General features: G+C 62.0%; 18 protein-coding genes. All 18 read right to left on the bottom strand.

Annotated elements, in window-relative coordinates; all coding sequences use genetic code 11:
• Nucleotides 1–52: 52 nt before the first annotated feature.
• Nucleotides 53–1,249 (bottom strand): PDDEXK-like family protein, encoded by a 1,197-nt coding sequence (locus tag K420_RS0109185; protein WP_027457804.1) that lies wholly within the window; start codon nucleotides 1,247–1,249, stop codon nucleotides 53–55.
• Nucleotides 1,246–2,247 (bottom strand): helix-turn-helix transcriptional regulator, encoded by a 1,002-nt coding sequence (locus K420_RS0109180; protein WP_027457803.1) that lies wholly within the window; start codon nucleotides 2,245–2,247, stop codon nucleotides 1,246–1,248. Before K420_RS0109180 ends, K420_RS0109185 begins: the two co-directional genes overlap by 4 nt.
• Nucleotides 2,247–3,749, bottom strand: coding sequence for a DUF2779 domain-containing protein (locus tag K420_RS0109175; RefSeq protein ID WP_027457802.1), 1,503 nt, complete (start codon nucleotides 3,747–3,749; stop codon nucleotides 2,247–2,249). Before K420_RS0109175 ends, K420_RS0109180 begins: the two co-directional genes overlap by 1 nt.
• Before the next feature lie 78 nt (nucleotides 3,750–3,827).
• Nucleotides 3,828–4,889: an FtsZ/tubulin family protein gene (locus tag K420_RS0109170; protein WP_157275047.1), complete on the bottom strand. Its 1,062-nt coding sequence runs from the start codon at nucleotides 4,887–4,889 to the stop codon at nucleotides 3,828–3,830.
• A 149-nt stretch (nucleotides 4,890–5,038) separates the two neighbouring features.
• A complete protein-coding gene (locus tag K420_RS0109165) occupies nucleotides 5,039–6,766 on the bottom strand; it encodes a bifunctional protein-serine/threonine kinase/phosphatase (RefSeq protein WP_027457800.1) in 1,728 nt (575 codons plus the stop codon).
• A gap of 79 nt (nucleotides 6,767–6,845) precedes the next feature.
• Complete coding sequence (locus K420_RS0109160) at nucleotides 6,846–7,658, bottom strand: formate/nitrite transporter family protein (protein ID WP_027457799.1); 813 nt, start codon at nucleotides 7,656–7,658, stop codon at nucleotides 6,846–6,848.
• 91 nt (nucleotides 7,659–7,749) lie between these two features.
• The gene (gene nirD, locus K420_RS0109155) at nucleotides 7,750–8,058 is read right to left on the bottom strand and encodes a nitrite reductase small subunit NirD (RefSeq protein ID WP_027457798.1); all 309 of its coding nucleotides are present in this window, start codon (nucleotides 8,056–8,058) and stop codon (nucleotides 7,750–7,752) included.
• Between the two features lie 86 nt (nucleotides 8,059–8,144).
• Complete coding sequence (gene nirB, locus K420_RS0109150) at nucleotides 8,145–10,589, bottom strand: nitrite reductase large subunit NirB (protein WP_027457797.1); 2,445 nt, start codon at nucleotides 10,587–10,589, stop codon at nucleotides 8,145–8,147.
• 436 nt (nucleotides 10,590–11,025) lie between these two features.
• Nucleotides 11,026–12,015, bottom strand: a complete 990-nt coding sequence (gene ybiB, locus K420_RS0109145; RefSeq protein WP_027457796.1) for a DNA-binding protein YbiB — start codon at nucleotides 12,013–12,015, stop codon at nucleotides 11,026–11,028.
• 18 nt (nucleotides 12,016–12,033) lie between these two features.
• Nucleotides 12,034–14,754 carry a nitrate reductase gene (locus K420_RS0109140; RefSeq protein WP_027457795.1) on the bottom strand — a complete coding sequence of 907 codons (2,721 nt, stop codon included), beginning with the start codon at nucleotides 14,752–14,754 and terminating at the stop codon, nucleotides 12,034–12,036.
• 128 nt (nucleotides 14,755–14,882) lie between these two features.
• Entirely contained in the window at nucleotides 14,883–15,302 is a 420-nt protein-coding gene (locus tag K420_RS0109135) for a ClpXP protease specificity-enhancing factor (protein WP_027457794.1), read from the bottom strand.
• Nucleotides 15,303–15,304: 2 nt separating this feature from the next.
• Nucleotides 15,305–15,901, bottom strand: coding sequence for a glutathione S-transferase N-terminal domain-containing protein (locus tag K420_RS0109130; protein WP_027457793.1), 597 nt, complete (start codon nucleotides 15,899–15,901; stop codon nucleotides 15,305–15,307).
• A gap of 83 nt (nucleotides 15,902–15,984) precedes the next feature.
• Nucleotides 15,985–16,704 carry a cytochrome c1 gene (locus K420_RS0109125; RefSeq protein WP_027457792.1) on the bottom strand — a complete coding sequence of 240 codons (720 nt, stop codon included), beginning with the start codon at nucleotides 16,702–16,704 and terminating at the stop codon, nucleotides 15,985–15,987.
• Nucleotides 16,705–16,717: 13 nt separating this feature from the next.
• Entirely contained in the window at nucleotides 16,718–18,019 is a 1,302-nt protein-coding gene (locus tag K420_RS0109120; protein ID WP_027457791.1) for a cytochrome b, read from the bottom strand.
• Nucleotides 18,020–18,022: 3 nt separating this feature from the next.
• Nucleotides 18,023–18,619, bottom strand: coding sequence for a ubiquinol-cytochrome c reductase iron-sulfur subunit (petA, locus tag K420_RS0109115; protein WP_027457790.1), 597 nt, complete (start codon nucleotides 18,617–18,619; stop codon nucleotides 18,023–18,025).
• A gap of 85 nt (nucleotides 18,620–18,704) precedes the next feature.
• Nucleotides 18,705–19,304 (bottom strand): recombination mediator RecR, encoded by a 600-nt coding sequence (gene recR, locus K420_RS0109110; protein ID WP_027457789.1) that lies wholly within the window; start codon nucleotides 19,302–19,304, stop codon nucleotides 18,705–18,707.
• 4 nt (nucleotides 19,305–19,308) lie between these two features.
• Complete coding sequence (locus K420_RS0109105; RefSeq protein WP_027457788.1) at nucleotides 19,309–19,632, bottom strand: YbaB/EbfC family nucleoid-associated protein; 324 nt, start codon at nucleotides 19,630–19,632, stop codon at nucleotides 19,309–19,311.
• Between the two features lie 13 nt (nucleotides 19,633–19,645).
• On the bottom strand, nucleotides 19,646–21,283 hold the full coding sequence (gene dnaX / locus K420_RS0109100) for a DNA polymerase III subunit gamma/tau (RefSeq protein ID WP_027457787.1): 1,638 nt from the start codon (nucleotides 21,281–21,283) through the stop codon (nucleotides 19,646–19,648).
• Nucleotides 21,284–21,304 lie beyond the last annotated feature (21 nt).

Raw genomic sequence — 21,304 nt, 5'->3', positions numbered from 1 at the left:
GAGGCGGACTTTACGGCAAGAGGGACAAGACAGGTTATAAGCTCGGTAAAAATCAGTTCAATTCGGCAAGCAGCCCCCGCGTCTCTAGCGCAACGTAGATTTCCTGAAACTCGGAGAATATTTTTTGAGAGAGGGCCCCTGACAGAACGCTACTCCACACATCCGCGTTATCTCCCCAACGACCCGGATCAAAATTTCGCCACCATGGCCAGTGGGGTTCTCCGCTTTGCCCCACAGCAAACGCTTCCAGCATCGCTTCTGTCACTTTGGGTCGACCGGTTAGCTTGTCACTCCCTTTTGCCTTGGCAATACCGATGGCGCAGTCGTTGCAATTCCCTTGGGCAAACTCCAAGCGGAGCAGGTAGTGACAACCAGGCATCACTGAAATGTTTATCCCTTGCCACTTGGAGCTTTCAGGGCGGGTAAAGTCGATTTCCATTTGCCAGGTCGGGTAGCTTTGCAAAATTTTTTCTCTTAGTTGCGCCCATAACATCGCGAGAAGCTTTGCTTTCACATCATTCAGCGCCCCACTGATCAAGAAGGCAGCTTCCACATTGGCTGCATTTTTAACTACCTCGCTGACCACTATGTCACGCTCATGCATTTGCTTTACTCCCTCAAACTCTTTTGCAATGTAGTCGGAAAATTCATCCAGGAAGGCAATGACCCGAAGTGACCGGCAGACGCCCTTGCAAGATGCCAACCAGGCAAGCAATTGCCCATAGCCGATAACCCGCAGCGATCCCTCCTTGACAAAGTCCCGGGCTTTTCCGGTGCTGTCCTCGCCGGGGCCATCGCCATTGGAAGACAAATAAATCAGCAGCCTGTTTTGTGGATGCTTCGCTTCGAGTTCAGCAATGTAATCCGCAACTTGCAGTTTCTGATCGGCGGCCCAAGGCTTGTTTTCGATCCCAATCACGCCATCCGCAAAATCAATGCGGATATCGATTCTTCGGCCGCCATGGGTTGCCACTTCGGTCGCCACCCTGGCCTCGCTGGGAATTGCCCACGAATCCGCAAGGCCCAAAGTCTTCAAAAACAAGGCCAGGAATGCGGCCTTTTGTCCATGGCTCCCTTGCGGCGACAGCAAGTCGGCCAAGACATTGGACAAGGTCAGCTCTGAAGGCCATAGCAAACGAAACACGTTAAAACCTGGTGCAAGCTGCTCAGAAAACTGCTCACTGGCATGTCGCAAACCTGACACCTGGCCGTAGATCGTGCTCAAAAAATGTGCTGTCGATGAGGTCATTGGTATAGCTCGATTGTTTTCCGAAGGTGTTCAGAAATGGCGGTTTTCAGTATCACCGGCTGCATGACGCGAATATTTTCGGCCTGGCTCAATACCCACCAAGTCAATTGCCAACTATTTTGAACCTTCGCGCTCAGCAAACAGCCCCCCTTCACAGGAATTAATTCCTGTTGGGCGCTGATCGGGGTCTCCCGCAGCACTCCCGCCAAATCGTCACTGACCCAAGCCTCAAGCTCAACCAGGCCAGGAGAGCCAAACTCCATTGCACCCGACGAAGCGTATTCCTCCAGCGAAAAAAGCGCCGGTCGGATGGCTTCATCCGCCAAACAGGCAACTTTTTTTATTCGATGGACCGCATACAGTCGCATATCCGCGTACTCGTAGGCTGTTGCGACAAGGTAGGTGATTTGCCCCCGCTGAACGAGACCAAGCGGATGCAACCGATAGGTTTGCTGTTCTCCGGATGCCTTTTGGTACTCAACCGCGATCTGATGCTCGGTCAGCAGTGCCTCATGGACGGCATCCAGCACCGCCGGATCAATTTTCGGTGGCACAAAAGGCAGGGTGGGCGATACATAGCGCACCTTGTCCGCCCACCGGGCATTGGGATTGTCGGCTGACAACTCGGCGAGCTTGGCCTTCGCCTGGCCGAATCGCGCCTCCAGTGATTCCAGGATGGCCGATGGCAGCAATGGCCTGAGCAAATCCTCCACCAACCTGAGCGATAGGGCATCCGACACACTCAAGCCCGGCAGATCGGCATATTCGCCCTTCATCCAGTGCCAGCCGTAAGGCATGCCTTTATCGTTGCAGGCAATGCCGAAAATGGTCGACAACTCGGCCAGGTCACGCTCGACGGTGCGCTTCGTGACGGAGAACCCCTCTCGTTCCAGCTTATCGACCAATTCCCGGCTGGTCATACCCGGGGGTTTTGTCGGCAACAGGCGAAGAATCTGCCACTGTCGCGCCAGTGCGTGATGTTGGGCCGCCTTGGGCATTACGCTTCCTTCGCGAAAAATTCGACCAGCTGCAGCAAGGCATAGGTGTCCATCGTGCAGTAATCAAACAACGATTCACGCAACTGACAGTGTCGATCAAACGGGGTTTGCGGATCGATCATCTCCAGATAGGCTTCCTGAGCCATGCGGCCGTTGGCGACTGCCATGCCGTCATAACCGAGGTCAGCCCCAATGGTGGGCAATACCGCTTTCAGCGACCAGGAGCCGCGCATTTCCGGATGGTAGTAATGCTCGCGGGCAATCGGCAACAGATCGACCATCCGCGCGTTGATCGCCAAGAGTTGCTCAGCCAGGTCGGGGAAGCAGTCAGCTAGCTCCTTGATCCGGCTGCGCTCGAAGGATGCGTTATAGACCAGCACCGGCCCCATCGGATCGAGATCCACACCCTGCTCGGTGAATGCGGTGGCATTGACCGCCTTGATGAGCGCCTCGGCAAACGGACGACGGGGGTCTTGTCCATCGCTGCTCAAGAACCCGGTTGGCGCGACAATGCCGGGGGCCAGTTCAATGTGACAGGAAAACTGAAACGGCACCTGCTGATAAGGCCGTGTGCCCGCCCAGCGCGGAACGGGAAAGTTGATTGTCTCGAAATCGAGGTAATACCGTGGATAAGGCAGGGAGCGGGCTATCTGGCGCCCGGCCGCACTCAACTCGGCTTGCCCCGACCGGGTGACGCGCCACACCTTCTGGTGAATGGCGCGCTCCAGCCGATCATCCGGCACGCTGCAAAGATCGTCGTAGCCTTCCGCCTTCAGCGCCGCAACGAGCCGATGGCTCCTGGGCAGGATGTCCACCGGATATTCCGGGCCATCAACCAGCGGAGCGCAGTAGGCTAGGAAGGGGCAAGCAAATGGCTCGTGGCACTGGTGGCCGGTGTCGATGCTCGGCTCGTCACCGGCCACCATGGCCTGCGCATCGCGAACCCAGTGCATGATTTGCGGTAGCCGCTCAGCGACCTGTTGATCGATGCTCTCCTCGACAAACAAGCCCTGATATTGGCGCTCCCCCGGATAGATGAAGCTGTTATCAATGTGGGCAATCGCCGTTCGCGTCACCGCAATACTGGCCGCTTGCGCAACCCAGGTTTGAATTGCCGCATCGTCCAGGTGGTAGTTCTTCACGCTGGTCGAGGATTTGACTTCGACCAGGTGATAGCCATCCGGGTTCGGGGCCAGCATGTCGACACGTACCAGCACATCGTTGGCTTCAAAGGTGGCTTCGAAAATCGGGCGATCAGGTACGTTGATGAGCGCTTCGCGCGTTGACGCCAGCGCATCCCGAAGGCTTTCATCGTCAATCAATACCCCATTGCCGTACAGGGAGCGAAATACTTCGCCAACGGCCGTACCGCTCGCCATGACGGCCGACGCGGTCGCATCGAGCTCAGCCAGTTCTGGCCGATAAGTCTGCAGCCACAAACGCTTCGGGCATTGCCGGAAAGCAAGCAGCCTGGACTTGGAAAGTTTGATTGGACGGGACATGGCAAGCTCATCGCTGATCGGATGTTAACAGCTTACGAACCATTGAGTCAGAATACGTCGCACACCCTCCCGTCGGATTCACAGTGCTGCCATGATGGAAATCCGGACATCGCTCGGCAAATCGGGCTCGACCGCCAGCCCGTAGATCAACAGGGCAGCGGGATCGTTGACCGCCAAGCCCATGGCCTGCATGAGTTGGCCGACGCTGCTCATGGCCCCCCGGTCGGACTTCAACTCGACCGCAACGAATGCGCCTTTGGCCTGGAGCAGGCGATCCTCACCGAGAAGGCGGTGATTCGCTGCCGCAGAACAGGCCGCACGCAAGGCTTCCGGTCCGCTGGCAGCACCGTGGCCGACGGCCAGCGCCCCCTGAGCACGCGCCGTCACGGCCCGGACATCCGCCAAATCGACACCGATCAGGCCTTGCGGCCCGAGTACCAAGGTCGTCGCGCGATAGAGCTGCTCGAGATCGCTGGTGACTCGCCCCAATACCGTCTCGAGCGTTTCATCGTCATCGTCCGTGACGTAGGCTTCATTGGGCAGTTCAATCGAGGCCATGACGCGGCGCGTGATGGCATTCAGCCCGGCGCGGGCGACCTGACTTCTTCGCTCGCCCTCAAAGGCAAAGGGGGTCACCGACACGGCGATCACCGGAATAGCCAACGCCCTGGCCACCTCCGCCACGATCGGTGCAATCCCGGTACCGGCGTTCCCCCCCTGGCTGCTGAGCAGCCAGATCAGATCGAGTCCCGCCAGAGCATCACGGATTTCTGCTTGCGCCGCCCTGGCCTGCAGGCGCAGTGTCTTGGGGTCGGAAATTTTTTCAGCGGCCTGCCCCACCCTGACCGAACGATCGGCCTGCGTACGATGGAGAACGAAGGGGCTGGTGTCGATGGCCACACGGCGCTGAAGCGCAGGCGAATTCCCCGGCCAGTTCCGCAACATGCCGCATGCCCCACTCCCCACCGCCACCATGCCAATCGCCGGAGCGCTTCCGTTGACCATGAGATGGCCGGCATACGACGGGGCCTTGAGCGGAAATGCCTCGACACCGAACTTATCCCAAACCGCTGCGGCCGGCAGCGCGACGGACGCCCCGGCCGACAGCGCCAGCCTTTTCAAGAATTCTCGACGATTCACTCTTACCTCCGGACGTGGTTGTTACGGCATCCACTATCCCGGACAAGCCAGACCGAATACGTCGCACAGCCTCTGCCTTGCGCTAGCCCCCATTTCCCCCGCCGATTCAATCGCCTTGCCTGCGCTCCTTCTGGCGGACGAACCACAATTCAGTGAAAACGCCCCACGCCGAGCACCATCACCAGGAGCAACAGCACGAACGACACGCTCTTCCAGAACAGCACCGGATGCCGTTCGATCAGCGGCGGCCGGGTCTTGCTGAGGAAGGCTTGGTTCGGGTGATGCAGGTCGAAGATGAATTCCGAGATTTCCTCGTAGCGCTGGTAGGGATCGGGGTGTACCGCCTTGGCGATGGCGTCGTCCACCCAGGCGGGGATTTCGCGGTCTTCGCGGAGCACGCTCTTGTAGGCCAGTTTTTTCTGCGCTGCCCGGGTACGCGACTTGGGCACCTGGGTGCCGTAGGGAAAATCACCGGACAGCATCTGGTAGGCGATGACGCCGAGCGAATAGAGATCGGCACGCGCGCTGCCCGCTTCGCCGAGGAAGTACTCCGGCGCAGCATAGAGGGCGGCGCCGAGCAGGTTGATCTGGGCGATAGGCGAGGCGATTTCCTCGATGCCGGCGACGCGGGTGGCGCCGAAATCGATGATCTTCACGGTGCCCGTGGCGTCGATCATGATGTTGTCCGGCTTCAGGTCCTGATAAACCATCTCCAGCCGGTGGAAGGCCTGCAGACCCTTGGCGATCTGCTCGAGGAGGCCGCGCACGACGGGCAGGTCGGGCCGCGGGTTGTCGATCAGCCACTGGGCCAGGGTCTGTCCCTCAATGTATTCGGTGACGACGTAGATGTAGTGGCGCTGCCGGGTCTGCGAACAGGGCTTCAGCACGTGCGGGCTGTTGATGCGGCGGGCGATCCACTCCTCCAGCAGGAAACGTTCGAGGGCTGCCGGGCTGGCCTGCATGTCGACCGACGGGGCCTTGATCACCACCCGCTCGCCACTCGCCGAATCGACCGCCAGGTAAATGTGGCTGCGACTGCCCCGCTTGATGACGCGGACGATCTGGTAGCCGTCGAAGCTGTCGCGCGCTTCGAGCAGTGGCGGGCAGGGCAGCTCGGAAAGCTGGCGATAAACCTCGTTGGCCTCCGGCGCGGCCAGGCCGTCGATGCGCACCAGTTGCACCGTCAGGTTGTCGCCACTGCCCCGGCGGAGTGCCTGCTCGCCGATCGCCCGAGCCGCGGCATCGAGATCGGGCGCGCTGTCGAGCGCCGAGCGGACGCACAGCGCGTCGGTATGTTCATAGACGCCATCGGTCGCCAGCAGGAAGAGATCGCCGATTTCCAGTTGCAACGACAGGTAATCGATCTCCACCTTGCGATCCATGCCCAATGCCCGCGCCAAGTAGCTCTGCTGCGACGACACGCGGACCCGGTGATCCTCGGTCAGTTGCTCCAGGCTACCACCGCGCAGCCGGTAGATGCGGGCATCGCCGACATGGAACAGGTGTGCCGTGGTGGACTTGATGACCAGGGCGCTGAAGGTGCACACGTAGCCGCGCTCCCGGTTGTAGCGGTGCTGGCTCTGCTGGGTCTGGGCGTGCAGCCAGGAGTTGACTGCCGTCAGCACATGCTCGCCGGATTTCTTGACCGACCAGGCGTCCGAGGTGCAGTAGTAATCCTCAAGAAAGCCGGTCACCGCCGACTGGGCGGCCTCCTGGCTGACCTCGCTGCTGCTGATGCCGTCGGCCAGCGCCACGGCGATGCCCTTGGCACCGAGCTGCGGCTCGCGCGGCAGGCAGGCGCCGTGAAAATCCTGATTACACGGCTTGCGTCCCTTGTCGGAATACTGGCCGAGGGAGATGTTCAGATGGTGTGCCATGGCAGATCGAGTGGGCTGCGCGGATTCAATGCGGGCGGCCCTCGCCAAACGGCCGGGCCGCCCGGGTCGCCCGGCGAAATCAGGCCGGCTTGCGCTTCGGTGCGGTGCGCACGTGGGTCGAATACATCGTCAGGCCGACGAAGAGCAGGCCACCGACGAGATTACCCAGCACGGTCGGAATCTCGTTCCAGATCAGGTAATCCATGATCGTGAAGTTGCCACCGAGCATCAGGCCGGACGGGAACAGGAACATGTTGACGATGGAGTGCTCGAAACCCATGTAGAAGAAGAGCATGATCGGCATCCACATGGCCACGACCTTGCCGGTGACGTTGGTGCAGATCATGGCGCAGACGACGCCGGTCGACACCATCCAGTTGCACAGCACGCCGCGGATGAACAGCGTCAGCATGCCGGCCGCGCCGTGCGCCGAATAACCGACCGTGCGGCCTTCGCCAATCGTACCGATCTTCTGGGCAACGGCATTCGGCGCTTCGGTAAAACCGAAAGTCCAGATGATGGCCATCATGACCGCCACGGTCAGCGCACCAGCGAAGTTGCCGGTGAAGACCAGGCCCCAGTTGCGCAGGATGCCGTTCATCGTCACGCCCGGACGTTTGTCGATCAAGGCCAGCGGGCACAGCGTAAACACCCCGGTCAGGAGGTCGAAGCCGAGCAGGTAGAGGAGGATGAAGCCGACCGGGAAAAGCATCGCGCCCACCAGCGGCTGGCCGGTCTGGACGGTGACGGTGACCGCGAAGGCGGCGGCGAGCGACAGGATGGCACCGGCCATGTAGGCACGGATCAGGGTATCGCGGGTGGACATGAAGATTTTCGACTCGCCGGCGTCGATCATCTTGGTGACGAACTCGGTAGGGGCAAGATAGGCCATGATGGTTTCCTTGATGAATTGAATTGTTCCTTGGGCGGCCCCGCCCTGCTCTGCAGGGCGGAACAACCGACGCATTGCTTTCCGCCAGGCGTCAAACGGCCAGGTAGACGTCGCCGTGCTCGACCTTGACCTTGAAGGTGTCGCAGCGGCCAATATCCGGTGCGACGGCATGACCGTCGTCGAGGCCGATGTTCCAGCCGTGCAGCGGGCAGGTGACGCGCCGGCCATGGACGATGCCCTGCGACAGCGGGCCGCCCTTGTGCGGGCACTTGTCGTGCATGGCGAAGACCTCGTCGTCCGCAGTGCGGAAGACGGCGATGTCGCCCCCCGTAGCGCGCTGCACGACGCGGGAGCCAAGTTGCGGGATGTCGTCGAGTTTGCAGATCAGTTTCCAGTTCATGGTTCAGTACCTAGTCGTTAGTTGCTAGCTGTTGGTCGTGAGGGGTTGGTTGCTAGCGAAGCATGGCGAGCAACCCACCCTGCTGTTTAAGCTTCCAGCTTGATCGGGATGAATTGCTTGATCGGTTCTGCCTCGCGCGAGGTCTGCCACGGGTCCCTGGCGTCCTTCAGCGAATCGAGCAGGCGGAAGTAATAGGCCTTGCGCCCTTCCTCGTCTTCCAGGATCCTGCCCTTGACGTAGTCGAGACCGACACGGTCGAGGTAGTGGCAGGTGCGCTCCAGGTACCAGCCCTCCTCGCGGTAAAGCTGCAGGAAGGCGCCGGCATATTCCATGACCTCCTCGTCGCTCTTCACCTTGCACAGGAACTGCGCGACCTCGGTCTTGATGCCGCCGTTGCCGCCGATGTAGAGCTCGTAGCCGGAATCGACGCCGATCACGCCGACGTCCTTGATGCCGGCTTCGGCGCAGTTGCGCGGGCAGCCGGAGACGGCCAGCTTGACCTTGTGCGGGGCGTACATGTCGAACAACATCTTCTCCAGCTTGACGCCCATGTCCATGGCCAATTGCGTGCCGAAGCGGCAGTGCTCGGCGCCGACGCAGGTTTTCACGGTGCGGATCGACTTGCCGTAGGCGTGGCCGGAGACCATCCCCGCGGCGTTGAGGTCGGCCCACATGGCGGGCAGGTCTTCCTTCTTGACGCCGAGCAGGTCGATCCGCTGGCCGCCGGTCACCTTGACGGTGGGCACGTTGTATTTCTCGGCCGCATCGGCGATGGCGCGCAGTTCGGCCGGTGTGGTCAGGCCGCCCCACATGCGCGGCACGACGGAGTAGGTGCCGTCCTTCTGGATGTTGGCGTGGGCCCGCTCATTGATGAAGCGCGACTGCGCATCGTCCTTCGCCTCATGCGGCCAGCTCGAGATCAGGTAGTAATTGATGGCCGGGCGACACTTGTCGCAGCCGTTCGGCGTCTTCCAGTTGAGGATCTCGAACACCGCTTCCTTGCGGGTCAGGTGCTCCTTGAAGATCGCCTCGCGCACCACCTTGTGCGAATGGTCGGTGCAGCCGCAAACCGGCTTGCTGTCGAGCGCCGCCGGCGTGTAGGCGCCGCCGATGGTCGACGCCAGGATCTGCTCGACCAGGCCGGCGCAGGAGCCGCAGGACGAAGCCGCCTTGGTGTGTTTCTTGACCTCGTCCAGCGTAAAGAGGCCCTTTTCCTTGATCGCCTTGACGATGCAGCCCTTGGTCACGCCGTTGCAACCGCAGACCTCGGCCGAATCCGGCATGTCGGCCGCCTTGCTGTTGCCGGCGTGGCCGACGTCGCCGACCAGGCTCTGGCCGAAAATCAGCGAATCGCGAATGTCGTGGATATCCCGCTGGTCCTTGAGCAACTGGAAGTACCACGGGCCGTCCGCCGTATCGCCGTACATGACGCCGCCGACGAGCTTGTTTTCCTTGAGTACCAGCTTCTTGTACACGCCGCCGTAGGGGTCGTTGAGGACGATTTCCTCGGTGCCCTCGCCGCCCATGAAATTGCCGGCCGAGAAGAGATCGATGCCGGTGACCTTGAGTTTGGTCGAGGTCACCGAGCCGGTGTAACGGCCGATGCCGTAGCCAGCCAGATGGTTGGCGGCGACCTTGGCCTGCTCGAAGAGCGGGGCGACCAGGCCGTAGGCGATGCCGCGGTGGCTGACGCATTCGCCGACGGCATAGATTTTCGGATCGTAGGTCTGCATCGTGTCGTTCACCACGACGCCGCGGTTGCAGTAGATGCCCGCAGCCTCGGCCAGTGCGTAGTTGGGGCGGATGCCGGCAGCCATCACCACCAGGTCGGCCGGAATCTGCATGCCGCCCTTGAAGCGGACCGCGGCGACGCGACCGCTCTCGCCCTGGATCAGTGCTTCCGTCTGGGTAGACAGCAGGAACTTGAGGCCCTTGTCCTCCAACGATTTCTGCAGCATCTGGCCGGCCACCTCGTCGAGCTGGCGTTCGAGCAACCACGGGCCGAGATGGACCACCGTCACATCCATGCCGCGCAGCTTGAGGCCGTTGGCCGCCTCCAGGCCGAGCAGGCCGCCGCCGATGACTACCGCGTGCTTGTGCCTGGCCGCCGTGGCGATCATCTCGTCGGTGTCCTTGATATCGCGGTAGCCGATGACACCGGGCAGATCATTGCCCGGGATGGGCAGCATGAAGGGGGTCGAACCGGTGGCGATGAGCAGGCGGTCGTAGGGCACCTCCAAGCCGTCGGCGGCGATGACCTTGCGCTTGACGCGATCGATGCGGACCACCTCCTTACCGGTATGCAGCGTGATGTTGTTGGCGGCGTACCAGTCGAGTTCGTTGAGGATGATGTCCTTGATCTGCATTTCGCCGGCCAGGACCGGGGAAAGCAGGATGCGGTTGTAGTTCGGGTGCGGCTCGGCACCGAAGATGGTGATGTCGTAGTGATCCGGCTTGATCTTCAGCAGTTCTTCGACGGTACGGACACCGGCCATGCCGTTACCGATCAGGACGAGACGGGGTTTGCTCATGTTTGGGCTCCAACGTTGCGCGCACCTGGCGGTGCAAATTGTTTCCAGCGCATGGCGTCGTTGCCATCGGACCGCCCCCGTTGGCGGTTGATTCGCTGCTTCGGGGGAGTTATCGCAATCCGCGTGCCAGCCCGCCAAACCCTTGATTTATCGGGGTCGGCAGCGCATCGCCCGGGCGTTGCCCGGACTTCGCCGCACCAGTGCGGTGCATGCTGGGCTATGGCGGTGCAGGTTTGAGCCGGGAAGCGGAAGCAGAGAAACTGGCTGGGCCGGTGAAACTCAGCCTCAAACGAACGATTTCAACGCACCGGCAGCGGGCGCGGAGGGACGCCAAAGGGGGCTGCACCGACAAGCAGGCAAGCGGGCTGTTTTTGCCCCGCGCGGCGGTCCTCCGGTTTGCCCTCTGGCCCTTTGCGTCGTGTCGCGGCTGTGCGGCTTAGTTGCCGCCGACCAGCAGGCCGGTCGCCTCGACCGCAACGATGGCCTTGGCCTGGTTCAGGTCGGCCGCATAGCCCGAGGCGAAGAGCAGGCAGGCCAGCTGGTTGGCGATGGGCGTGGGCAGCGGAATCTGCTTGTCGAGGACGCGGCGTATCCAGCGTGCGGTGCTCGCCGCATCGGCCGCTTCCGGCAGGTTGGGCAAGGTGCGCAGGCTTTCGTGCTCGGCTTCGAACAGCACTTCGGCAACCCCGTCATGCACATGCTCGAGGCGCGGCCGGCGCTTGGCATTGGCGTAGGGTTCGCCCTCGGTGCCGCGCAGCAGCAGGCCGTGCTGGCCGCGCACCAGCATGATGTTGCGCATCAGGTCGATGAAGTCCGGATGCGTTGCCGGCGCGACCAGGACAGCATCGCCATGGAAGGGATCGAGCAGCTTGACCAGGCTGTGCGCGCTGTTGCGGACGCCCATCCGGGCGCGCAGCGACAGCAGGTTATGGATGCCGGGGCAGAGGGCGCTCAAGGGCATGAAGGCCAGCCCCTTGTCGTCGAGCGCTGCCTGCGCCTGATGGGGCGAGGCGACGGGGAGCACACCCAGTTCGCGAAAAATGTGCGCCGAGGTCACCCGCCCGTAGCCCTCGATCAGGCCATGGACCAGGACGGGCACGCCAAAGCGCTGCAGCAGCAGGGCAAGCAGCGGCGTCAGGTTGGCTTCCTTGCGCGCTCCGTTGTAGGTCGGCAGGACGACCGGCCGGCCGCGCCCCGGGGGCATTTCGAGCGGGTGTGTGCGTTCGTCGGTCGCCGCCAGGAAGCCGAGCATTTCGTCGAGCGACTCGCCCTTGACGCGCAGGGCGACGATGATGGCGCCCAGTTCAAGATCCGGTACGCCACCGTCGAGCATCGCCGCATAGAGCTGGCGGGCGTCTTCCTGGGTGAGATCGCGGGCGCCTTGGGCGCCCCGCCCGATCTCCTTGATGTAATGTCCGTAGCTCACCTTGTCTCCTTTGTCTTGTCAGGCAGCAACCGCCTCGGCAGGGGGATGTTCGGCCACCATGCGGCGGATGTCCGGCACGCAGGAACCGCAGAATGTGCCACAACGCAGCTTTTCCTGCAGCATCGAAAAATCGGCGCCGGCAGTCAGTTCCTGGCGAATCTGCACATCACTGGCATCGGCGCACTTGCAAACGATATGGCGGGGCGCCACGCGGACCGGTGCCCGGCGGGTCGGCGCCAGGGCCATGCTCAGTAAACCGGCATCGAGTTCGTCTTCGGCCATCGCCTGTTTCAGCCAGCTTTGGGCCAGCGTCTCGCCACACAGGCGGACAGCCTGCAGGCACCCATCACGCGCCACCGCCTTCTTGGCGATGCGCTTCGAGACATCGACATACAGCATCGCATCGTCCGCCTGGTCAATGCCGAACAGTTGATCCAGCCCGGCGATCGCCCCGTCGTCGATCGGCTCGGCTGTCGCCGCCCGCAACACCACGAGCGGCGTCCGGTGGCCGTAGAGGCTGAGCGCCGCATACGGATAACGCCCCAACAACGGTCGCACGGACTGCAGCAGCGCCAGTGCCTCGGCCTGGCTGGCGCAACGGCGCACGACGGCAATCGGATAGGGCAGATCGGCCTTGGCGATCTGCACGGCCGCATGCTTCAGTTCCGGCTGTTTCGAGTAGGGATCGGTCGCTTCACAGGCCACGGCATTGACGCCCGGCGTATTCATGAACTGGCTACCCCAGTGCATCGGCATCCAGGCCCTGCCCTTCTTCAGCCCCGTCCTTTCCTCGACACGCACGACGGTAAAACCGCGCCCGTTGCTGACCTGGGCCAGATCGCCGCTGCTCAGGCCACGGTGACGCATGTCGCAAGGATGCATGGCGAGCACCGGCTCGTCTTCCAGATTGAACAGGCGCGGCACCGTTCCGGTCCGGCTCATGCCATGCCAGTGGTCGCGCATACGGCCGGAGAGCAGGCTGACCGGATGGGCGGCATCCGGCAGGTCGGCCGTCTTCAGGTGCTGTACCGGAACGAAACGCGCCTTGCCGTCAGCCGTCGGGAAAACGCCGTCACCATAGAGGCGCACCTGGCCGCCGCTCGCCCCTTCCGGATACGGCCACTGCTGCGGGCCGGCGGCATCGAGCAGGGCATAGCTCAAGCCGGTAATGTCCAGATCGCGACCGCGCGTGCTCTCGCGGTGTTCGTTGAAAATCGACTCGGCGTCGACGTACGGAAACAGGCGTTCGCCATCGACACCGAGGCGGCGTCCCAGACGACGTGCGAAATCGACGACGATAGCCCAATCATGGCGCGCTTCGCCCGGCGGCGGTACCGCGCCGTTCACATGCGTGATGCGCCGCTCGGAATTGGTCACCGTGCCATGCTTCTCGCCCCACGCGCTGGCCGGTAGCAGCAGGTCGGCATAGGCTGCCGTATCGGTGTTGCCGTAGGCTTCCTGCAACACCACGTACTCCGCCGTCTGCAAGGCTTCGCGCACCGCCGCCTGATGGGGCAACGACTGCGCCGGGTTGGTGCAGGCGATCCACACCGCCTTGACCTCGCCACGCTTCAGCGCCTTGAACAGGTCGATGGCCGACTTGCCCGGTTTCTCCGGCACGGCGGGGATGCCCCACAGGGCAGCCACTTCGGCCCGATGCGCCGGATTGGCCAGATCACGGTGGGCCGACAGCAGGTTGGACAAGCCGCCGACCTCGCGCCCTCCCATCGCATTCGGCTGGCCGGTCAGCGAGAAGGGGCCGGCTCCCGGCCGGCCGATCTGACCCGTCGCCAGATGCAGGTGAATCAGCGCCGCGTTATTGTGGGTACCGTGTGCCGATTGGTTGAGCCCCTGGCAATACAATGACAAGGCTGCCCCCCCCTGCCCGAACCAGCGGGCTGCCTGCTCGATGTCCGTGGCCGGCACGCCACATAGCTCGGCAACGGCCTGCGGCGTGTAGCCTGCCACGATCCCCGTGAGTTCGTCGAATCCCGCGGTGTGGCGGGCGATATAGGCGCGGTCGACCAGGCCGTCGCGGATCAGCACGTGCAGCATGCCGTTGAACAAGGCGATATCGCTACCCGGCCGGATCGGCAGGTGCAGGTCGGCAATCTCCGCACTCTCGCTGCGCCGCGGGTCGACCACAACGATCTTCAGCGCGGGATTGGCGGCCTTCGCGTCCTCGATGGCGCGAAAGACGATGGGGTGCGCTACGGCAGGGTTTGCCCCGGCCATCAAAATCATTCTGGCTTGCCCGATATCCGCGTAGCTGCAAGGCGGTGCATCCACCCCAAGGGTGAGCTTGTAGCCGGCGACGGCCGAGGACATGCAGAGCCGTGAATTGGTGTCGATGTTGTTAGTGCCGATCAGCCCCTTGGCCAGTTTGTTAAAGACGTAGTAATCCTCTGTCAACAACTGGCCAGAAACATAGAAAGCCACCGAATCCGGACCATATTGCCTGATCGTCGCGGCGAATCGCTCGGCGGCCTGATCCAGTGCCTCATCCCAGCCGATGCGCTGGCCGGCCTGGCCTCGTGCCGGACGCTGCTCCGGGTAATGCAGCCGACTGGCCGGATGAAGGGTCTGATCGAGCGTCGCTCCCTTGGTGCACAGACGGCCTCGGTTGGCCGGATGCGTCGGATCGCCCCGCACCCCGACAATACGACTGCCCTCGGTACGGATCAGGACGCCGCAGCCGACGCCGCAATAGCAACAGGTGGATTTGACTTCGGTTTGCATGATTTCCCTTTCGGCCTGTTAATGAGCAACAGGCATGCCACGACGGAAAATCAGGGACTTGGCATGGAAAAAGGGAAATTCCCGTTGGAAATTTCCCTTCTTTGGTGCATCCGCCGCAGCGGCCGGCCCTATTTGATGCGTTGCAACTTGGGGCGCGGCGGCTCGGGTGGCGGTTCGTCGGACGGCAATTCCGGCGCGTCCGGGACAGCAGCATCCACATCGGCCACGCTGCTCTCGCCCTCCACTTCGAAGGCCATGCCGGCGCCGTTTTCGCGGGCATAGATCGCCGTCACACGACCGACCGGCACCGACAAATCGCGCGCGACGCCGTTGAAACGGGCCTGGAACTCGATCAGCTCATTGCCCATCTGCAGTTTGTTGGTTGCCGTCGGCCCGAGATTGAGCACGATCTGGCCACCGCGCACGTACTCGCGCGGTACACGGGTGCGCTCGTCGACCTCGACGGCAATATGCGGCGTGAAGCCGTTATCGCAGCACCACTCCCAGAGGGCACGCAACAGGTAAGGCTTGGTGGACGGCAGTTCCATGCTTACTTGCGCATCGCCTTTTCCGACGGCGTCAGCGCGTCGATGAAGCCCTGGCGGCTGAAGATGCGCTCGGCGTACTTCATCAGGGGCGCAGCAGCCTTGCCCAGGTCGATGCCATAGTGATCCAGACGCCACAGCAGCGGCGCGATGGCCACGTCGAGCATGGAGAATTCGTCACCCAGCATGAACTTCTGCTTGTTGAAAATGGGCACGATCTCGGTCAGGCGCGCCTTGATTTCCTGGCGTGCCTTGTCGGCGGTCTTGCCGTTCTTCTCGATCACTTCCATGAACGAAAATATCTCGCGCTCCATACCGACCAGCAACTGGCGGGCGCGGGCACGCATGATCGGGTCGGCCGGCATCAATTGCGGATGCGGGAAGCGTTCATCGATGTACTCGTTGATGATGTTCGGCTCGAACAACACGAGATCGCGCTCGACGAGGACCGGTACACGGTTGTGCGGATTGACCGCCGCCATTTCTTCCGGCTTGTTGAACATGTCGACATCGATGACCTGGAAATCCATGCCCTTTTCGAACAGGACGATGCGGCAGCGATGGCTGAAGGGGCAAGTAGTGCCCGAGTAAAGGTTCATCATTTGTGGTAACCCTCAAAATGAGATTCGGCATCGGGGGCTGACCGAAGCCGAACCCGCGATGCCGTTAGCTAACCCGTGACGGATTAGTGAATGTCTTTCCAGTATTCCTTCTTCAAAGCGTAGGACACCACGAAGAGGACAGCCAGGAAGGCCAGAACATAAAAGCCCAGCGTACGGCGGAACTCCTGCTGCGGCTCGCCCATCCAGACCATGAAGCCGACCAGATCGGAAACCGCCTTGTCGAATTCGGCCGGCGCCAGTTGCCCCGGCACAGCCAGCTCCAGCTTGTGGGTTTCATGGTTCAGCACTTGCTGGCCCTGCAGGCCGTACAGGACATGCGGCATACCGACGTTTTCGAACACCACGTTGTTCCAGCCGGTCGGACGGTTTTCGTCACGATAGAAGGAACGCAGATAGGTGTACAGCCAGTCGGCACCAGCGCCGGCGTTGCCGGCTTCGCCGCGGGCACGGGCGATGATGGTCAGGTCCGGCGGGGTGGCACCGAACCACTGCTTCTGCTCGTCGGAACGTGCGGCAACCGCCATCAGGCCACCGATCTTGTCGGAGGTGAACATCAGGTTGTCCTTGACCTGCTGCTCGGTCAGGCCGAGGTCCATCAGGTTCTTGTAGCGCATGTAGGACGCACCGTGGCAGTTCAGGCAGTAATTGACGAACAGTTTGGCGCCGTTCTGCAAGGCTGCCTTGTCGCTCACCGAACCCGGCCACTTGTCGAGGTGCACGTTGCCGCCGCTGGCCAGGGCCAGCATCGGGGCGAAGAGCAATGCGATCAGGAATTTTTTCATTTTAGGCAACCTCTCACTTCATCGTCACGCGGTCAGGGACCGGCTTGAACTTGTCCATGCGGGACCACCACGGCATGCCGAGGAAGAAGCCGAAGTAGAAGACCGTACACACCTGGGAAACCAGTTCGCCCATCGGAGACGGGGACAGGGTGCCCAGATAGCCCAGGATGAAGAAGCAAATCACGAAAATGGTGATCATCACCTTGGTGATCGGACCGCGATAGCGGATCGACTTGACCGGGCTGCGATCCAGCCAGGGCAGGAAGGCGAAGATCACGACCGAGGCACCCATCGCCACTACCCCCCAGAACTTGGCGTCGAGACCGAAGAAGTTCCAGACCATGGCACGCAGGATGGAGTAGAACGGCGTGAAGTACCAGACCGGTGCAATGTGCGGCGGGGTCTTCAGCGGGTCGGCCGGGTAGAAGTTCGGCGTTTCCAGGAAGTAGCCGCCGCCTTCCGGTGCCCAGAACATCACGGCGGAGAAGACCATCAGGAAGACGACAACGCCGACGATATCCTTGACCGTGTAGTACGGGTGGAACGGGATGCCATCGCGCGGAATGCCGTTTTCATCCTTGTTGGCCTTGATTTCGACACCGTCCGGGTTGTTCGAACCGGTTTCGTGCAGGGCCAGCACGTGCGCCGCAACCAGCCCGATGAGAACCAGCGGGAAAGCGATGACGTGGAAGGAGAAGAAGCGGTTCAGCGTGGCGTCACCGACGACGAAATCACCGCGGATGATCAGGGACAGGTCGCTGCCAATGACCGGAATGGCGGAGAACAGGTTAACGATAACCTGGGCGCCCCAGTACGACATCTGGCCCCACGGCAGCAGGTAGCCGAAGAAGGCTTCGCCCATCAGGCACAGGAAGATGCCGACACCGAACAGCCAGGTGAGTTCACGCGGCTTGCGGTAGGAACCGTAGATCAGGCCGCGGAACATGTGCAGGTAGACCACGATGAAGAAGGCCGAGGCACCGGTCGAGTGCATGTAGCGGATCAACCAGCCACCCGGCACGTCGCGCATGATGTACTCGACGGAGGCGAAGGCAACCGGCACGCCGTTGGCGTTCAGCGCGGCATCCGGCTTGTAGTGCATGACCAGGAAGATGCCGGTGACGATCTGGATGACCAGGACCAGCAGGGCCAGGGAGCCAAAGAAGTACCAGAAGTTGAAATTCTTCGGTGCGTAGTATTCCGACAGGTGGCCCCGCCACATGGCGGTCGCCGGGAAGCGGGCGTCCACCCACTCCAGCAAGTTGCCGCCGAGGGAACCGTCAGACTTGTATTTCTCGAAATTGCCAGCAGCCATTTCTTATGCTCCCTTCTTGTCTTCGCCGATCAGGATGCGGGTATCGGCCATGTAGTAGTGCGGCGGCACTTCGAGATTGGTCGGGGCCGGCTTGGCCTTGAAGACGCGACCAGCGAAGTCGAAGGTGGAACCATGGCACGGGCACAGGAAGCCGCCCAGCCAGTCCGCGCCCATGCCTTCTTCGGCACCCTTCTTGAACTTGGAGGACGGCGAGCAACCGAGGTGGGTGCAAATACCGACCACGACCAGGATTTCCGGCTTGATCGAACGGGTATCGTTCTTTGCGTAATCCGGCTGCTGGTTCTTTTCCGACTTGGGATCAGCCACCGCATCGGCCAGTTTGGGCAGTGTGTCCAACATGTCCTTCGTGCGGTTGATGATCCACACCGGCTTACCCCGCCACTCGACCGTAATCATCTGACCGGACTCGAGTTTGCTAATATCGACTTCGACCGGAGCACCTGCTGCCTTGGCGCGCTCGGAAGGAAGCAAGCTGGAGACGAACGGCACAAGCGCGGCGACCGCGCCCACCCCGCCCACGGCTGCGGTCGCAACGACCAGACGCCGCCGTCCGCAGTCCACTTTTCCTTGATTGCTCATAACGCTGACCCCTAAAGGTATTGGATGGGTTTAGAAACAAACGCTAAATTATACGACAAGCAGCCCCGTCGGTAATAGCCGCAGATTAGTCTGAACAGGACTTGCGTTCGCGCAAGGCCTGCGCCAGCGTGCCGCTATCGACATATTCGAGCTCGCCCCCGACCGGCACACCACGCGCAATACGCGTCACGCTGATACCCTTCGCCTTGAGCATCGCGGTGATGTAATGCGCCGTCGCTTCGCCTTCATTGGTGTAGTTGGTAGCCAGAATGACTTCCTTCACCTCGCCGTCGAGTACCCGTGCCATCAGGCGCTCCAGCCCCAGCTCTCGCGGCCCGACACCGTCAAGCGGCGAAATGCGCCCCATCAGGACATAGTAGAGCCCCTGGTAGCTCAGGGTCTGCTCCATCATGTTCATGTCGACAGGCGTCTCGACCACGCAGAGGAGGCTGCGATCGCGGCGCGGCGACAGGCAGCGCTCGCAAATATCACTTTCGGAAAACGTATTGCAACGCTGGCAATGGCGCACCGCCTGCAGCGCATGCAGGACGCTTTCACCCAAACGCCGGGCACCGGCGCGGTCACGCTGCAGCAGGTGGTAGGCCATGCGCTGCGCCGACTTGGGGCCAACCCCGGGCAGGCAACGCAAAGCCTCGATCAGGGCTTCGAGACCCGACGGATTCACGATCTCAGAAGGGGAGCTTGAAACCCGGGGGCAGATTGAGCCCGGCGGTGAAACCGGACATCTTTTCCTTGCTCAGATCCTCGCCGCGTCGAACGGCATCGTTCATGGCTGCAGCAACCAGGTCTTCCAGCATCTCCCGGTCATCCATCACCGACGGATCAATGCTGACACGGCGCACCTCGTGCGCGCAGGTCATCACGACCTTGACCATGCCGGCTCCGGCCTGCCCCTCGACTTCCATCTGGGCGAGTTGCTCCTGGGCCTTCTTCATGTTGTCCTGCATTGCCTGGGCCTGCTTCATCAGGCCAGCCAAGCCACCTTTCATCATATTCACTTCTCCGTTAGGCGATGGGTTTGATTGAGGAATCGACGACAGACGCATCGAGCGTATCGATCATGTCGCGCACGAAGCCATCCTGGGCAATCGCCGATGCCGCACGCTCCTGCAACTCCTGACGTTGCCGGCCGGCGGTTGCGGCAGGGGTATCGACTTCGATGTCACCGACCTCGATGCGTAGCTGCACCGGTCTGCCGAGATATTCAGCCAGCGCCTGCTGCAAGCGCTCGGGACTCGGCTTCATCTGCAGATGTCCCTGCTTCGGCGACAGACGCAAGAGGCACAGCCCCTCGTCCAGGCCGCGCAACTCGCAATTCTGGGCCAATTCCCTGGCCAGCCCGCTGACCGACAAGGCGGCGACGATCTGGTGCCAGTCACCGGCCGGTCCCGCGGCCGGTGCCGCAGGCGCTGACAGCGGAACATCCGTGTACGGGGTCGGCGATGCCGAAACCACCGAAGGCGCCGCTACCGTAGCAGGCGCCGGCCTTACCGCCGGCGCACTGGCGGCGACCGCTGCGGCACGGCGCGGCGCAACCGTGCCCACCACATCGGCGACACTGCTCGGGCGGAAGGTGTGCAAGCGCAGCAAGGTCATCACGAAGCCGGAATATTCATCCGGCGCACTGGCCAGTTCAACTCGTCCGATATTGACGATCTGATAGGCCAACTGGACGAATTCCGGTGAAAACGTGCGCGCCAGCGCAACCAGACGCTCCTTCTCCGGCTCGTCATCATCGACGGCGGACGGTACGCACTGGATGATTTGCAGGCGGGTCAACAGAGCACCCAGCTCCTGCAGCGCGGCGGAAAACGACAGGCTGCGCACGCCCATGTCGGCAGCGACCTGTAGCAGCGCAGCCGCATCACCGGCCTGCAGCGATTCCAGAATGGCGAGCAGGAAATCCTGATCGACCGTGCCGAGCATGCCACGCACCTGCGCCTCTTCGACCTTGCCCGCGCCATGGGCGATGGCCTGATCGAGCAGTGACAGGGCGTCGCGCATGCTGCCGGCCGCCGAACGGGCAATCAGGGCGAGGGCCGGCATGTCGTAGGACACCCCCTCGGCATCGAGAATATGCGCCAGGTGCCCGGTGATGGCGACCGCCGGCATCTGCTTCAGATTGAACTGCAGGCAGCGCGACAGGACGGTGACCGGAATCTTCTGCGGGTCAGTCGTCGCCAGGATGAATTTGACGTGTTCGGGCGGCTCTTCCAGCGTCTTCAACATGGCGTTGAAGGCGGAATTGGAGAGCATGTGCACTTCGTCGATCACATAGACCTTGAAGCGGCCACGGGTCGGGGCATAGACGGCGTTTTCGAGCAACTGCCGCATTTCGTCGACACGGGTATTGGTTGCCGCATCGACTTCAAGCAGATCGACGAAGCGACCGCTATCGATTTCCTGGCAGGCGGAACATTGGCCGCATGGTGTGGCGGTGATACCGGTTTCGCAGTTCAGCGACTTGGCCAGGATGCGCGCAATGGTTGTCTTGCCGACACCGCGGGTACCGGTGAACAGGTAGGCATGATGCAGGCGCTGTTCGGCCAGGGCGTGCGACAGGGCACGCACGACATGCTCCTGCCCAACCAGCGTCGAAAAATTGCGCGGCCGCCATTTTCGCGCAAGAACCTGATAACTCATGCGCCCCATACCCACGAAAAG

It is taken from the genome of Dechloromonas agitata is5, assembly GCF_000519045.1.
Taxonomy (GTDB): domain Bacteria; phylum Pseudomonadota; class Gammaproteobacteria; order Burkholderiales; family Rhodocyclaceae; genus Azonexus; species Azonexus agitatus.
Note: the sequence above shows the minus strand (reverse complement) of the source record. Positions and strands in the feature narration are given on the sequence as shown.